The 14,762-nt window shown below is 40.8% G+C and carries 15 protein-coding genes; 3 read left to right on the plus strand and 12 right to left on the minus strand.

From position 1 onward, the window contains the following. Nucleotides 1–10 precede the first annotated feature (10 nt). The 12 genes from ACFVAD_RS13100 to ACFVAD_RS13155 form a co-directional block, all read right to left on the minus strand. Nucleotides 11–568 carry a Maf family protein gene (locus ACFVAD_RS13100; RefSeq protein WP_386640574.1) on the minus strand — a complete coding sequence of 186 codons (558 nt, stop codon included), beginning with the start codon at nucleotides 566–568 and terminating at the stop codon, nucleotides 11–13. A 169-nt stretch (nucleotides 569–737) separates the two neighbouring features. Beyond that, entirely contained in the window at nucleotides 738–1,868 is a 1,131-nt protein-coding gene (locus tag ACFVAD_RS13105; RefSeq protein WP_386640577.1) for a hypothetical protein, read from the minus strand. Nucleotides 1,869–2,031: 163 nt separating this feature from the next. Continuing rightward, entirely contained in the window at nucleotides 2,032–2,757 is a 726-nt protein-coding gene (locus ACFVAD_RS13110) for a pilus assembly protein PilO (protein ID WP_386640579.1), read from the minus strand. Beyond that, entirely contained in the window at nucleotides 2,754–3,428 is a 675-nt protein-coding gene (locus ACFVAD_RS13115; RefSeq protein WP_386640582.1) for a PilN domain-containing protein, read from the minus strand. Before ACFVAD_RS13115 ends, ACFVAD_RS13110 begins: the two co-directional genes overlap by 4 nt. Nucleotides 3,429–3,430: 2 nt before the next feature. After that, nucleotides 3,431–4,411, minus strand: coding sequence for a type IV pilus biogenesis protein PilM (pilM, locus tag ACFVAD_RS13120; protein WP_386640585.1), 981 nt, complete (start codon nucleotides 4,409–4,411; stop codon nucleotides 3,431–3,433). 24 nt (nucleotides 4,412–4,435) lie between these two features. Next, nucleotides 4,436–5,179, minus strand: a complete 744-nt coding sequence (locus ACFVAD_RS13125; RefSeq protein WP_386640588.1) for a prepilin peptidase — start codon at nucleotides 5,177–5,179, stop codon at nucleotides 4,436–4,438. A 9-nt stretch (nucleotides 5,180–5,188) separates the two neighbouring features. Continuing rightward, nucleotides 5,189–5,686: a type II secretion system protein gene (locus tag ACFVAD_RS13130; RefSeq protein ID WP_386640591.1), complete on the minus strand. Its 498-nt coding sequence runs from the start codon at nucleotides 5,684–5,686 to the stop codon at nucleotides 5,189–5,191. 98 nt (nucleotides 5,687–5,784) lie between these two features. After that, the gene (locus ACFVAD_RS13135) at nucleotides 5,785–6,993 is read right to left on the minus strand and encodes a type II secretion system F family protein (RefSeq protein WP_386640594.1); all 1,209 of its coding nucleotides are present in this window, start codon (nucleotides 6,991–6,993) and stop codon (nucleotides 5,785–5,787) included. Next, on the minus strand, nucleotides 6,986–8,035 hold the full coding sequence (locus ACFVAD_RS13140; protein ID WP_386640597.1) for a type IV pilus twitching motility protein PilT: 1,050 nt from the start codon (nucleotides 8,033–8,035) through the stop codon (nucleotides 6,986–6,988). Before ACFVAD_RS13140 ends, ACFVAD_RS13135 begins: the two co-directional genes overlap by 8 nt. 8 nt (nucleotides 8,036–8,043) lie before the next feature. Then, nucleotides 8,044–9,711, minus strand: coding sequence for a GspE/PulE family protein (locus ACFVAD_RS13145; protein WP_386640600.1), 1,668 nt, complete (start codon nucleotides 9,709–9,711; stop codon nucleotides 8,044–8,046). 33 nt (nucleotides 9,712–9,744) lie between these two features. Further along, a complete protein-coding gene (locus ACFVAD_RS13150) occupies nucleotides 9,745–11,148 on the minus strand; it encodes a VanW family protein (protein WP_386640604.1) in 1,404 nt (467 codons plus the stop codon). A gap of 34 nt (nucleotides 11,149–11,182) precedes the next feature. Continuing rightward, nucleotides 11,183–11,560, minus strand: a complete 378-nt coding sequence (locus ACFVAD_RS13155) for a hypothetical protein (RefSeq protein WP_386640607.1) — start codon at nucleotides 11,558–11,560, stop codon at nucleotides 11,183–11,185. 101 nt (nucleotides 11,561–11,661) lie between these two features. Here ACFVAD_RS13155 and ACFVAD_RS13160 point away from each other — a divergent pair, with 101 nt between their 5' ends. From ACFVAD_RS13160 to ACFVAD_RS13170, 3 genes are read left to right on the plus strand one after another with little or no spacing between them, the layout of a single operon-like run. After that, entirely contained in the window at nucleotides 11,662–12,351 is a 690-nt protein-coding gene (locus tag ACFVAD_RS13160) for a type IV pilus modification PilV family protein (RefSeq protein WP_386640609.1), read from the plus strand. Then, nucleotides 12,335–12,976, plus strand: a complete 642-nt coding sequence (locus ACFVAD_RS13165) for a PilW family protein (RefSeq protein ID WP_386640612.1) — start codon at nucleotides 12,335–12,337, stop codon at nucleotides 12,974–12,976. The genes ACFVAD_RS13160 and ACFVAD_RS13165 overlap by 17 nt, the downstream gene beginning before the upstream one ends. Before the next feature lie 18 nt (nucleotides 12,977–12,994). Continuing rightward, entirely contained in the window at nucleotides 12,995–14,749 is a 1,755-nt protein-coding gene (locus ACFVAD_RS13170; protein WP_386640615.1) for a hypothetical protein, read from the plus strand. The last annotated feature ends 13 nt before the right edge of the window (nucleotides 14,750–14,762 follow it).

Below are 14,762 nucleotides of genomic sequence, written 5' to 3' on the forward strand. Positions count from 1 at the left end.
ATCTACCGCACTAAAAGAAGCTCTTCAGTTCACGAACCGTTCTAGACAAAGGCAATCCAACCACAGAAAAATAATCACCATGGATCTCTTTCACAAACAAGGCTCCCACTTCCTGAATACCATAGCTTCCGGCCTTATCCATCGGCTCCCCTGACCTGATGTAGTAATCTATCTCCTCATCCGTCAGCTCCCAAAACGTAACCGCTGTCTTTTCAAAAAATGTCATATGCCTATTTCCACTGACAATCGCAACTCCGCTGATTACATAATGAGTGTTGCCACTCAGCAGCTTTAACATGTATGTTGCTTCGTCTACATCTTTGGGTTTTCCAAGAACCAAACCGTCATGGACCACTATGGTATCTGCGCCGATAATAACAGACTCCCTATTCTCCCTGGCAACATCTTCGGCCTTCTGAAGAGCCAGGTTCATTGCAATTTCTTCTGGATCTAACATGGGGTCAAAGGTCTCTTCAATCGTACTGACCTTCACTTCAAAGGAGAGTTTTACTTGTTGGAGAAGCTCCTTTCTTCTGGGGGATCCTGAGGCTAAAATTAGAGGCTTCATGCAATATCACCTTTTCCTGGAATTTTTCATACAAGAGAGATACAGACTTATCGTATCACAAAATTCAGCCGTGGAACAAACAAATATCCACTAGAATCAAAACATGCATTTCCACATAAAAACAGGCCCCAAAACATTATTTTGGGAACCCGTTCTTATAAAGGTTATTTTACTGGTATAGAAAGGCAGTAGCTTCCAATAATTTCTGTTGGGCATCCCACAATTCCGAGGTTTCTTTGGAGGTTTGGTATTGCTGAATGTGCTGATACGCACCAACAAGAAGGTCTTTCCATTGTTTAGGGCCATCTGTCATTTCTTCCGCTTTGACTGCCGAGATTTTTTCATAGTGTCCATTCATTTTTTCCACTGCAGCGCTATCAAGTGTACCTCCCTGGAGCAATGAGGAGGAGACTGCAGCCAATTCCGTGTATAGGCTTTGACCTTCTTGAAGAACTGTCGCATCCTGAGCGGTAAGGGAGTTGAAAGTTCTTTCCGGGATCGAAAAATCCTTCGCATAGGTTTCCAACCCTTTATCGGTTGCCATCGCACCAAGCCTTTTCATTCCTTCGACCGTTTGTCCGACCCCCACCAATACATAAATGGTATCATTACCGACAGCAACAGCTGAAAATCCCTGGCTTTTGAACGTTTCAATCGTCGCATTTGCAGATTCCATATTCGATAAAGCCCCACCCTGCAGGACAGCTACACCTTGCTCAGGAATGGTTACACTTTGTTCGCCGCTTTTTCCAGTTGTGCCGGTATCATCTTTATCGGCTTGTTCTGACACAGATCCAGCAACAGGCTGGGCAGGATTCAATGGATTATCCGATGAAATATTCATGATTGCGAGAATTAGAAAGCCTAAACAAGTTCCAATACCGATTGCCATCACGATAGATAAAATTAGTTGTTTTGAAAAGGATGGAGGGGACAATTTCTTCTTGCCTAAGGAAAAGGGACGCGTTTTCTTTCCGTTTGGTTTATTGACTTGGCGTAAATCTTCTATATAGGAAGCTTTTCCTGATGTTGTTTTCTTCTCTTGCTTAACCGGCTCTTTCGGAAGAACCCATTCGAAATCTTCTTCCTCTTTCTTTTCTGCAGCTGCAGCCGTTTCATCCACAATAATCAGGGGCAAATCGCCCTCTTCCATATGGATATCTTCTTGTACATGATCCTGGTAGCTTGTCACAGGTGTTCCTGATTGTTTTTTCCCTTTCTTTCTTTTTGAATGATGATGAAATGATTTTTCCTTTCCGTTAATTCGTATTTTCACTTCATGTAAATGATTCTTGTCCAATATTTCCACCTCCATTTACAATGACAAAATATGTCTGGATTTGATTTGTTTCATCCTATCATAGAGCATAAAAAAAAGAACAAGACTTTTGTCGTCTTGTCCTAATTGTTTTCCGACACAATACCCTAACATTAGGGCTTTCGACTGTTTCCTCGGAAATAATTTACTCATTGTCGAGAAATGGATTGGTCTTATTACTCGGTTCCGGTGCAGAAATCGGAGGCAGATCTTCCATCAAGTCCGCTAGCTCCGGATGGTAAAACGCTGATAACTGAACCGAATATGTGAGCGATGTCAATTCCTGTGCAATGGAAGTCAACTCAGGAAGTCCTGTGAAAGCAACCGATTCGATCTGGGTGATTCGCGTCAAACCTTCCAATTCCTCAAGGAAGGTAGTGAGATCTTCATAGTTTTCGGACTCGACGGATAAATTGACGGTTACCTTCTTTAACCCTTCAGGCAAAAAGGCTTGTTCGGCCTGTTGTTCCGCTGTGCCCTCTGTGTTAGTGGAACTGTTTGTTTCCACATACTCATCCAGAGTCGTAGTTGACGCTGAAAAGTCCGCATCCCCAAAAGTCATATTCATGATTTTTGAATTGGAGACCACTTCCGCTTTCTCAAGTTCGAGAATCAGCTGTTCCACATAGGAGGTGACAGGAATCTTCCGCTGAAGTTCCATTGTATTTCCCAAGCCTGCTCCAGCCGATTCTTGCTGCTGGTCCAGGACTTGAATCAATTGCTCCTCAATTTCAATCTCCTGCTTTTTCTGCTCCACCAAGGTCTGTTTCGGTGCGTAGCTTAAATAGTAGAAAAGGATGATTCCCATTACGAGCAACGCCACAACAGAGGCAAAGATGATGTAGTGCTTTCTCTGAAGTTCAATGATCATAGGTCCTCGCCTCCATCCTCTGATTCCGAATCCGTCTCGGTTTCTGTATCCTCTTCATCCGATTCGGTTTCTTCACCCTCAGTTTCCGGAGTTTCCTCTTCCTCTGACTTTATTGCAGCCTTGTCAAATTCAAGGCTATACTGTGCTATATATCGGGGCAATACATCAGCGTCATCTTCCTCACCGACAGTAGTTGTGGAAACACTTGATAGGTTGACATTCTGGAAATAGCTGTTTCCGTTCAGATGATATAGATAATAGGCTGCATCTTTGGATTGATCGAACTGGACCGTTACATTCAATGCCCCTCTCTCTGCATAGGAGAAGCTCTGAACAAATCCACGGCTCGGTAACATCCTTACAAGCTCCTGCATGACAGGAACCATTTCCACTGGATATTCCTCTGCCCATTGAACCGTATTCTCCAAGCGCTGTGCGGAGGAGGAGTTCTGAGGTGTCCGGATGGATTCCTCTTTTGCCTCACGCAGCGTCTGGACATTTTCAAGGCCTCTTTCAGCCCTTGCGATATCCTGGCTGACAAGATGCTGAAAGATAACTAGAAGAATGACCACAAAAAGAACAAAGAATCCGCAAATTCCATAAACAAGAGGAGTCGTAATGTTACGCGCCTGTTTTCTTGGCAATAGGTTTATATCTACTAACGTTTTCATTCCTACACCTCTTTTAACGCTAACCCGAGTGGGAAATAAAATTTCGGGTCAACAACCTCTTGATCTTGTGTATAGACATCCTGCTCATATGTATCAACCGGAACAGTAATCCGTTCTCTCAGCTTTGCCAATACCAATGGGAAATTAGGATGATCCCCATACAGGAGAACTCTCTTCACTTCATCAGTCCCTTGGTTCAAAGAGTAACGGAAGAAGTTCATGATCCGTTCCACTTCTTTGATGAAATCCTCCAAAAATACATTAAACTGAATAATATCCCCGGCCCACTCCATTCTCGTATTCGTCTCAGACACTTCCCATATCTTAATGTCAGCTGGGATGGCGATGGTTCTGACGAATACTGGAGCATGCTTCATAAAAATACTAAGCGTAATGCAACTGATATCAAAATGAATGATTAATAGATGGTCATTCTCATTCCGCTGTCCAAACTCATAGTAGAGTCGGTAAAGGCAAAGGGAAGACACATCCGCCACAGTAGGCTTCATTTTGTTTTCTTCAAAAATGGATGAAACCTGAGTCACCATTTCTTCCGGTGAAGCGAATAGTACGAGATCCGTTTTCTCGGAACGCTGCAGAACATGAACGTCAAACACCGGATCTTCAAATGGAAGGTGAATGGTGGAACCAAGCTCCAGATACAAGTGTCCGATAATCTCATCATCCATCACATTCGAAGGAATGCTAAGCTTTCTTGTCACCACAAACTGATCAGGAACGACAAATCTGACATGCTTCCGCTTCAATCCCCATTCTTCCACACATTCCTCGAAAATGAGACGAAAGATATTTTCATCGACAATTTTCCCATCACGCACGATGTTCGGCGGCAAAAATCGTTCCTTTGTCCGCTTTACCGTCAAAGGATTCAAACTCTTCAACTCTACCATTCTAATAACATGATCACGAAACGTAATATTTATAAAATTATTATGTTTTGGCTGTAAAAACGAAAATTCCATTCAGTAGAACTCCTTTTTGATTTACTAGAAGAGTAGAGAAAAGTACAGGTTCAAAATTTTCTCACCTACAAAATAACTGATGAGTGCCGCCACTGCTATCGAGGGTCCAAACGGAAACGGTACACCCCTTTTCACCTTACCGAACAGCATTCCTGTAAGGGCTGCAATCATCCCCACAAGGGAAGCAAGAAAGAATGTAAGGATTACCATTTTCCATCCCAATACAAATCCCAGGACAGCAAACAGCTTGATATCCCCTCCACCCATACCACCTTTGGAAAGCATGGCAACAAGTGCAGGTATCGCAAAACCTACCGCCAGTCCAATCAGATGATTCGGAAGGGTCTGATACGGAATGAAAATTCTTTCAAAAATAAATAAAAAGAAGAAGAATAACAGTATCTTATTTGGAATGAGCATATAGTGAATATCAGTAATGACGATGATAATCAGCATCGAAATGAGGGTCCAGGCAATGACCAGCTCGTAGGTCCACCCCATCAAAAGGGGTGATAGGACAAATAGCACAGCCGTCAGAAGCTCGAATAATGGATAAATAGGAGACACGGCCTGTTTACAGTACCGACATCTCCCCTTGGAAAAAACATATGAAAGGACGGGAATCAAATCAATCCCCGTCAATGTCTGCTTACAGCTTGTACAATGTGACCTCGGAGCCACAATTGACATGCCCTTTGGTATTCGAAGGCCGACTACGTTGTAGAAGGAGCCTAGGAGGAGGGCGGTGAAAAATGTGAAAATACTCATATTTAATAGTTACTTAACAGTATCTCTAGATATACTGTCAATTGAAACTGTATCTGTAGCTGTAGTTCCTCTAATACCGCGTGTACTATTTACTAATAGAACCTCCGTAGGCTTGCCGTTTTCAACAACCACATATGATAGATCACCTGAAGTACCTAATTCTGCAACTGTACCAACAATTTTTGTAGAGGTACCTTTTTTATATCCATTTGCAGTCTTATCCGGATCTTTAAGAACTTCTATATATTTGTTAGCTTGTAAATAGTTCAAACTTACATACCAAGTACCAGTTTGGTATTTATCTTCCCCTGTAATAGCTAACCTAGCCGAACTTGCCATCTGTTGAGCATTCGCAACATGGGCATCTTTCTTACTATTATCAATCAATCCACCAATACTAGGAATCGCGATCGCCGCAATAATACCCAAAATAACAACAACAGCAAGTAACTCGATAAGAGTTAACCCTTTTTCATTTTTTAACAAATTTCTGAATTTTTGTAACATCTTTAATATTCCTCCCCTTTTTGGAAATATGTAGAAATTTTTGTATACTATAATTCTATTATACTATCTTACAATTTTCAATAAGATTTTACAGCATTCTATGACTGAATGTGGTTAAAAATATCGAACATTGGAACTAGAATGGACGTGACTATAGTCCCTACTATGACTGCGAGCACGACAATCATCAAGGGCTCTATCAAACTCTTTAATCGGTCTGTTGCATTATCTACTTCTTTTTCATAGAAATCCGCGATTTTTTCTAGCATGCTATCCAGTGATCCCGTGCTTTCACCAATGGATATCATTTGGGTGACAAGCGGCGGGAAAGCCCAATGCGCTTTCATCGGGGTTGTGAGTGATTCTCCCTTTTCCAAAGATCCCCTCGCCTCCTCAAGCACCCTTGCTATCACTTCATTTTCCGCTATTTTTTCTACAATGGAGATTGCCTGCAGGATTGGTACAGAGCTCGTAAGCAAGGAACTGAGCGTTCTCGTCAGTCTCGCAATCGAAGCCTTCTGTAGTAGTTTCCCGAAAATGGGCATACGCAGTAAAAAATAATCCAGGTAATATTTTGACTGTTTCTGCTTCCTTGCAAAACCTATCCCAGAGGCAAAAAGAGCAAAGAACAGTAAAATCACCCACCAGAACACTTGCATCCATTCGCTTGCTCCTAAAACAAATCGTGTTATCAACGGCAAATCCGCACTGAAGTCGGCAAACATCGCGACAAAGGTCGGCACTACCCCTACCAGCAAGAAGATTACAACGGCAATTGCAATCACCCCGAGCACCATCGGATAGGTGAGGGCGGAGATGATTTTCTGTTTTGTTTCATTCTGCTTTTCATATTGTGTTGCCAGTCGGTCCAATGTGTCATCAATGGCTCCGCTTGCTTCCCCTGCTTTTATCATATTGATGAACATTGCAGAGAAGATTTTCGGATATTTTGCTGTTGCTGTTGAAAGGGAGTTACCCTGTCTGAGCTCTTCTTCTACATCAAGAAGAGAGCGTTTCAACACCTTGCTCTCTGTCTGATTAGCCAATACATGCGTAGCTTCGACGACTGGTACCCCTGCTCGGATAAGCGTCGAGAATTGCCTCAGGAACACGACAAAATCACGAAGTTTAACAGGATTTCCTATCGTGATATCCTTAGTAAAGATGGACTCCGGTACTTCGTCCATCTGAAGAACCCGTACCCCTTCTTCCTTCAGTTTTACAAAAGCTTCCCTTCTGGACGCACTGATGACCGCGCCTTCCCGCTTACCACTTTTATCTCTACCAACATATTTAAACTTAGGCATTGTAGCTGACCGACTCCTGTAAATAGCTTTCCGCTGATATTCTAGATATCTGTCCAGTTTGAATTAGCTCTCTAATATTCATCTCAAGCGTGTGCATGCCCTGGGCCTTACTTGTCTGCATGACATTTTGGATTTGATGGATTTTTTCATTTCTGATCAGGTTTCCGACAGCGGAATTGTTTATGAGTATTTCCGTTGCAACCTTCCTGCTTTGTTTATCCATGGATGGAAAAAGCCGCTGGGATACGATGGCCACAAGGACCGAAGCGAGCTGGATCCGAATCTGTGGCTGCTGTGGTCCAGGGAAAACATCAATGATCCGATCGATGGTGGAAGGAGCACTTGTGGTGTGTAAGGTACCCAAGACAAGATGCCCTGTCTCAGCGGCAGTGATAGCAGTTTGAATCGTCTCCAAATCCCTCATTTCCCCTACCAGGATTACATCGGGATCCTGACGCAAGGATGCCCGCAACCCATTGGCGAAAGATTTTGTATCAAAACCCACTTCGCGCTGGTCTATCATACATAAATTATGCTTATGTAAGTATTCAATTGGGTCTTCAAGGGTTATAATATGCTTTTTGCTTGTCCGATTCATGTAATCAATCATGGAAGCCAGTGTCGTAGATTTCCCACTACCTGTAGGACCTGTAACCAGGATAAGTCCCTGCGGCTTTTCAACCAATTTTTGAAGTATAGTTGGAAGCTGCAAATTTTCCAAACTTGGAACACATGTAGGGATAATACGAATTGCCAGTGCAATTGATGAGCGTTGTTTGTACGCATTCACCCTGAACCTTGAGATACCAGGCAAACTATAGGAAAAATCCAGTTCCCCTTTCTCCTCGAAGGTTGACCACATAAAGCCCGGAATCATTTCCTTCGCGATTGCATGAGTATCCTCAGGCAATAGAATGGTCTCCCCATACCTTTTTAAGTCACCATTAATTCGAAACACCGGTGCCACTCCGACGGATAAATGGATATCGGATGCTTTATATTCATAGGCCGCATGCAGCCATTCCTGTAATTTATCAATCATGTTCTCACCTATTCCTGAAGGGCGACACGCAAAATTTCTTCTGTTGTCGTCAGTCCCTGTTTGACCTTCATAAGTCCATCATCAATTAAAAATACAGTATCATTTTCGTAGGCCAATTCACGGATTCTTGAAATAGGCTGGTTATTCATGATGACCTTTCTCATATCATCATTGATAACGAGTAACTCATGGATTGCAAGTCGTCCTTTATAGCCTGTCATATTGCATGTACCGCACCCTTTGCCTCTTGAAATCAATTCAATGGTTAACCCTCTTTTTGCAAAGATCTCTTTCTCCCGTACAGTCGGTTCATCCTGTTTCATACAATCTCTGCAAACTTTTCGGACAAGCCTTTGAGCCAAAACCCCATTGACTGAAGATCCCACCAAGAACGGTTCCACCTTCATATCTATCAGTCTTGTAATCGTACTGATAGAGTCATTTGTATGAAGTGTACTCAAGACTAGATGCCCCGTAAGAGATGCCCGAATTGCCACCTCAGCTGTTTCTTTGTCACGGATTTCCCCAACCATAATAATGTTTGGATCCTGGCGTAGGATGGCACGAAGCCCTTTTGCAAAAGTCATGCCGACATTCGTATTTACTTGAATCTGATTGATTCCTTCCAGCTGATATTCCACCGGATCCTCAACGGTAATGATATTGACTTCCTCGCTATTCAAGTAATTTAAACCTGCATACAAGGTAGAGGATTTGCCAGAACCTGTAGGACCAGTTATAAGAATGATGCCGGTAGGCTTAGTGATCAAATCAATAAATCTTTCATAGTTCTTTGGGTTAAACCCTAACTGAGATAGGTCATTCAAAGAACTGCTCATATCCAGAATACGCATTACGACCTTCTCGCCGTAAACAGTCGGTAGAGTGGACACACGGACATCCACCGGGTGATAATCGATATTGGTTTTGATGCGGCCATCCTGAGGAACTCGATGCTCGGTGATATCCATATTCCCCAAAATTTTAATTCTGGCAATCAGTACGTTCTGAGTATGTTTTGGAAGGGTCCGTTCTGTTTTCAAGACACCATCCACCCGGTATCTCACCACCACCTTTGTTTCGTGGGGATCGATATGGACGTCACTCGCCCTCTGCTGCACTGCGTTCTGCAGGATCTGATTGACTAGTCGGACAACAGGGGAGTCATCCTGTGTGATTCTCTCATCCTCGACTTTTACCGAAGATGCAGGCTCCAGAATATCCATAAATTCATCAATGGTATCCGCTACTTCGTAGTATTTATTTATGGAACGTAATATATCATCCTTTGTTGCAATGACAGGTTCTATTTCAAATCCTGTGGAAAGACGAAGGTCGTCAATCGAAAAAAAGTCCATTGGATCAGCCATGGCAACAAATAATCTGTCATGTTCCTTTTTCAATGGAATTAACAAGTTTCGCTTTGCAAAATCCTTTGAAATGACATGCATCAATTTTTCATCAAATGGATAGCGGAACAAACTCACATGAGGAATACCCAATTGAAATTCCAACACTTCAATTAGCTGTTGTTCAGTAATGTATCCCTTTTGCAGCAATGCGTCCCCGATTTTTTGCCCCTTCGCCTTTTCTTTAAGAGTTAGTTGTAGTTGGTCAGCAGTTATAATTCCTGCATCAACCAATAAATCACCCAATCTTTTTCTTGTTTCTATCATTGCCGGTCATCCTTTACGCTGCATATTATTGTTTCACTTTCCACCAGGAGTATCATTTTCATCATCATCGTCATCATTGGAGTCATTGTTTCCGCTATTATTGTTATTGGAATTGTTTCCGTTGGAATTGGTAGTGTCGGTATTACCATTAGAATTATTATTGGAGTTGCTGCCATTAGTCGTACCTTGGTTATTCGTGTTTCCAGTGGAAGTGCCATTGTTAGTCCCACCGGTATTGTTATCAGTATTGGATCCAGGTGTATTAACAGATGGATTGGTAGGGCTGACAGGGGTGGTTGCAACCGGATTGGATAAACTGTGTACCTCCACCTTATGAATGGGTGCATAAAAATCCTGAGCAATCTGCTTTGTTTCCATAACATTACCATCACTGTCAGAGATCTGTCTTACAATTACAGCATATACTCCAGCTTTCCCCTGCTCCTTTACTTGCTTCTGATTCAGTTTTACCAGTGGGGAATATTGGACAATTTTTTTAGGTTCGTAAGTTTCCATCTTTTCTTCAATAACTTCATAGACGAAGGGTAATTCTTGACCAGTAAGGCTGCCTGTAATGCTTGAAATGGATCTACTAAGCTCTATTGTTAGAGGGAAATTGTTTGGATTAAATAGCTTCAGATCCATAACCCCTTTATTGTACGAGGCTTCGTATCCTGCTTCAGCCCATCCCGGTAATTCCTTCGAGATATGCCTTTCCACAACATCTATATTCGTCGGCAAAGCCAATTGGTAGAGAACAGAAGCTAATATGCTGCCACTATCTGCACTTAATGAAATTCCTTCTTCTGTTAACCATGCTTCAAATGAGAAGCTTCCATTTGGATCTAATACGATTGTAGTAACTGAATCTAACTCCTCCAATAGTTTCCCTTCTGCTTTTATGGACACTTCATGAAGTGTCACATTTCCATTGGCGGATTCTAATAGATAATCTGAGATAGAAAAGCTTTGGTCTTCTTTGATCAATTTGGATGCAACTGAGACAATATCATTTTTAAGCTTTTCCAGGTCAATCTCAGAATTCATCTCAGTGCCACCTGTAACTTCTTCCACTTCCTTCAGGAAAACGGAATCTGGCAGGTCTACGATGAGGTTATTCCCATTGCCATCAATCGCTTCTTCCACTGATTTTTCAATATGGAACTCAAAAACAGACTTTTCTATGGAAGAAAGATCACCAGACCATTCCAGATAGATGGTCCCCTTATTTTTCCAAGCTTCCACTGCCTCTTCAAGCTCTTTAATCGCTTCAGTCCGGGACTTATTTTCAACCAATTCCGTTCCTATTAATGTTTCACTCTGAAATTTCTTTGCTACTAACTTGTTCTCAACAAGAGATGGACCAAATTGCCCTGCTAAAAACACAAGTAGAGTACCTACAATCATCACTGCGAAAAGCTTCAGACCTCGCATCATTTTCCCCCCAGATTACTGAACTCTCTATCTTCCATTATTTTAAAGTCAAATCATCGGACAGCTTTTCCAATTTTTTTCTTGAAACCCTGGTCACAGGCATCTGATCAGAGGAATCCTTCATTGGAACTTCACTATTTTCCAAATATGGTGCATTATTTTTTTCAGTTGTTGTGTCTTGGTACAAAAAGGATCGATTCTGAAGAAATATCGTAGCTAGTAAAAGCAGAAGAATGATTAGTAAGAGTGAATGCCATGGAGTGAAAATTTCTTGTACGGAAAAGCTTGCCGCACTTACAACTAGAATGATAGATGCGATTGTTATCCTTCCCCTAAGGCTGAATCCAAAGGAAAACTTAAATAAAATTGCAAAGAATATCAAAAAAACAAGTAAGCCAACTAAGTATGTAAGCAAATTTGCACCACTTTTCTATATTTTTTACAAAATTTGTAGAAGTAAGTAAGATATTGTTATTGTATAATAAATATAGGTAATTTGAAATAGGAGAATCATAGATGAAAAAACTTTTTAAAGAAGATAGCGGATTCACATTATTGGAAGTATTAATATCCATGACCATACTTTCTGTCGTAGTGATCGGGATGATGAGTTTTTTTCAAAATAGTTTTAGCTATGTGAAAGAAAATGAATCAAAAACAGTGGCTACACAGGTTGCCAGAAACGTCATGAACTATGTGGAAAAACAGGATTTTTCCAAAATGGAAGGTTATTTGATGCACGAATCAACAACAAATCCAAATAGTCCGTACCTAGTGGAGATTGGTTCTGATCATTGCACAGACAAAGTCACCATATTGACAAAAAGTCCATCCTCCTCAGATTTGTCCAGTATTGATAATGTACCCTTATTTGATGATTCTTCACGTTGCTTATCCATTCTTATACCGCTCATTAACAATATAACCTACGAAGATGACAGGAAAGTCAGTATTTTTGTAACAAAATATAATAAACATGAAGACATATTGGAATTGCAGGAGTTATTTTCCAAAAATGACCCAACACTCGCTCATGTCCCTGAAAGTGTCAGGAACTACTTTCTTAATTATGATACAAACACCCTATCTGAACCAAGTGATTATACAAAAGAGAACCTTCTAAGAGTATTTGTGATACTCAATTGGAACGAAGACCGGGAAGACATTGTCATTCAAGGAGTTTTATCACATGAAACTATTCGATAGATTGAAAGAAAACGAGAAAGGTCTCACTCTCTATGAACTATTGGCTGCTATCGTCATCAGTGGAATTGCTCTTAGTTCCATTTATGGAGTATTTATAACCGGCGTAAACCTCTATAAAAAAATTGCAATCGAAAGTCAACTGAAAGAAGAGGCGGATTTTATTGTAGCTACTGTTCTTAATGAGTTCTACTCACATGAACCATCAGATGTATTCTTCAACGAAAGCAGCAACGAACTTTCAATCGCCGTATTGAATGAGTTAACCGTCAATGACAAAGATTTCGTCACCTACAGCTCAAACAATGTAGATGTGAAACGCCATTCCGTTATTAAAATTATGGATGCGCCATCTAATCAGGGTATGAATCTTTATCTCTCTGTCAAAAAGCCTATAGCTGAAAAAAAGGATATGAAGATAAACGAGGAAAATTTTCTACTTATTCCGATTGAAAGAAATGGTGTAGAAAGCCCGATATTCACGTTGTCTTGTACATCCAGAAGCAAGGATTTATGTAATGGTGGAGTGATAACCGTCCAATTCAGAATTGCTCACGAAATATACAGTCAAGAAGATAATAGGCTTTACGTTGAACCGATAGAGTTCAAAAGTGAATTCGGTTTTTAATTTAGATGAGGTGCTTATATGAATGAAAAGGGAGCAAGTCTATTAGTTGTTTTGATCACAGTATCCATCTTTATGATATTAGGCATCTCCATTCTTACAGTTGCGTTGGGAGGAGCTTTGAGAACTCAAATCCAACTGGATCGCTATGAGAATGTTTATTCCGGCAAGGAGCAGTTGGATTATGTTACAACACAGTTTAAAGAAAAAGTCACAACCATAGAGCTTGATACCGCTGCGCTGAAGAATGGGTCCTATCAAGGAGAGCTTGACACTCTACTTGGGGAACTAAATAAACTAACGGATTTCCATGGAGAAGATATAACAAAGAACTATATTACCGATTACAATGATTTATTTACAAGAATCTACCGTTTTTCTATCACTTCCGGAGATGATACTTCTAGAAAAGTAATCAGTAAGCGAATTATCATTTCCCCTGCACCAAGCTTCCTTGATTACTCCTTGGGATCATTTGGAAAAGGCAAAAACGATGGCCAGCTGCATATCAATGGTTCCCCGAATGTAGATGGGGATATTATCGCGAATGATTTTTTCGTCAAAAATCAAGCCGATTTCATTGATGCATCCGGAAACTCCACCTCCAAAACACCATTTCTTGCTGTGGATGGTAACGTTAATGTCCTTCATACATTAACTTTATGGGATATATCTACTGGAGGGCCTATTGAGATTAATTCGGCAACCTTGGAGCAGGACCAAGTATTGCCGAGCTTTTTCTACTTAGATCGCAAACCTGATGTATTCTCCCGTGAAGTGGATTTTTCAGAAGTGAACTTTGATCAGACTTATTTGGATAAAATCAATGAACTTCTGCTTGGAACAGAATATGCAAACCCACTTATTGTTGAAGACGATCTGACAACAGATAATCGGCAGGACTCATCAACGAAAGTCATGAAAAAAGTCGTAGAAACACTTACCCAACAGCCTGATAAAGAGCAATTGAATTTATTGGATGATAATTTGTTGCTGGATGACAGTGTTATTAACCAATCTCCAAAATTTATTTTTCATGAAAACTTAGAAATAAACAGCAGCTTAAAGCCTTTGAAATTAAACCGTAAAATGGTGATTGCTGGTGATCTATCGTTAACTACCGGAGCAAATAACAGCATTGAGATTAATGAGGACATGACAGTCTTAGGGGATCTTATCATAAATTCGAATAACACGCCCATCAATATTAAAGGAACCGTGGTCGTTCATGGAGATATTATTATTGAGGGTAATGAGGAGTCTATTGGAGCTTCCGAAAATGATACTGTGAAATTTGATGCCACGATTTATTCGTATGGTGAAAGCATGATTTCCAACACCAACATTCTAGGAATCGAGGATGATAAACAACTTGTACTATTCTCCAAAGGAACACTTACCATTACAAGAATTAATGAGTTTACTCCCTTCTCTTTTGAATTGGAAAATCAGAACATTTATGACATGACGAATGAAAGTGTACCACCACTAAAAGCGTTCTTCTATACAGATGATAGCGCAGTTTTATATGGGGTTGGATCAAGATTTCACATAAATGGCGGCGTTTTCGCTAAGAAGAATCTCGAAATTAATGCGATACGCGGTAATATCCGTCCATCCACCTTCAATCTTGAACCAAGTATATCAGTAGACCAAAACAATAAAAAAACTCGATTCCAGGTTGTTCATGATCCTAACGTACTGGTAAGCCAAGTTTCCAGATTACCCGTGGCAGACAGGCTTAGAGTGATCGTCGATGATGCTGAAATTAATTAATATATACAAAGGG

Origin of the sequence: Sutcliffiella sp. NPDC057660, from assembly GCF_042800035.1 — a bacterium.
Taxonomy (GTDB): Bacteria; Bacillota; Bacilli; order Bacillales; family Bacillaceae_I; genus Sutcliffiella_A.

Coding starts and splice junctions, on each gene's coding strand:
- ACFVAD_RS13100 (WP_386640574.1), bottom strand. CDS start 568: ATGAAGCCTCTAATTTTAGCCTCAGGATCCCCCAGAAGAAAGGAGCTT.
- ACFVAD_RS13110 (WP_386640579.1), bottom strand. CDS start 2,757: ATGATCATTGAACTTCAGAGAAAGCACTACATCATCTTTGCCTCTGTT.
- ACFVAD_RS13115 (WP_386640582.1), bottom strand. CDS start 3,428: ATGAAAACGTTAGTAGATATAAACCTATTGCCAAGAAAACAGGCGCGT.
- pilM (WP_386640585.1), bottom strand. CDS start 4,411: ATGGAATTTTCGTTTTTACAGCCAAAACATAATAATTTTATAAATATT.
- ACFVAD_RS13125 (WP_386640588.1), bottom strand. CDS start 5,179: ATGAGTATTTTCACATTTTTCACCGCCCTCCTCCTAGGCTCCTTCTAC.
- ACFVAD_RS13130 (WP_386640591.1), bottom strand. CDS start 5,686: ATGTTACAAAAATTCAGAAATTTGTTAAAAAATGAAAAAGGGTTAACT.
- ACFVAD_RS13135 (WP_386640594.1), bottom strand. CDS start 6,993: ATGCCTAAGTTTAAATATGTTGGTAGAGATAAAAGTGGTAAGCGGGAA.
- ACFVAD_RS13140 (WP_386640597.1), bottom strand. CDS start 8,035: ATGATTGATAAATTACAGGAATGGCTGCATGCGGCCTATGAATATAAA.
- ACFVAD_RS13145 (WP_386640600.1), bottom strand. CDS start 9,711: ATGATAGAAACAAGAAAAAGATTGGGTGATTTATTGGTTGATGCAGGA.
- ACFVAD_RS13150 (WP_386640604.1), bottom strand. CDS start 11,148: ATGATGCGAGGTCTGAAGCTTTTCGCAGTGATGATTGTAGGTACTCTA.
- ACFVAD_RS13160 (WP_386640609.1), top strand. CDS start 11,662: ATGAAAAAACTTTTTAAAGAAGATAGCGGATTCACATTATTGGAAGTA.
- ACFVAD_RS13165 (WP_386640612.1), top strand. CDS start 12,335: ATGAAACTATTCGATAGATTGAAAGAAAACGAGAAAGGTCTCACTCTC.
- ACFVAD_RS13170 (WP_386640615.1), top strand. CDS start 12,995: ATGAATGAAAAGGGAGCAAGTCTATTAGTTGTTTTGATCACAGTATCC.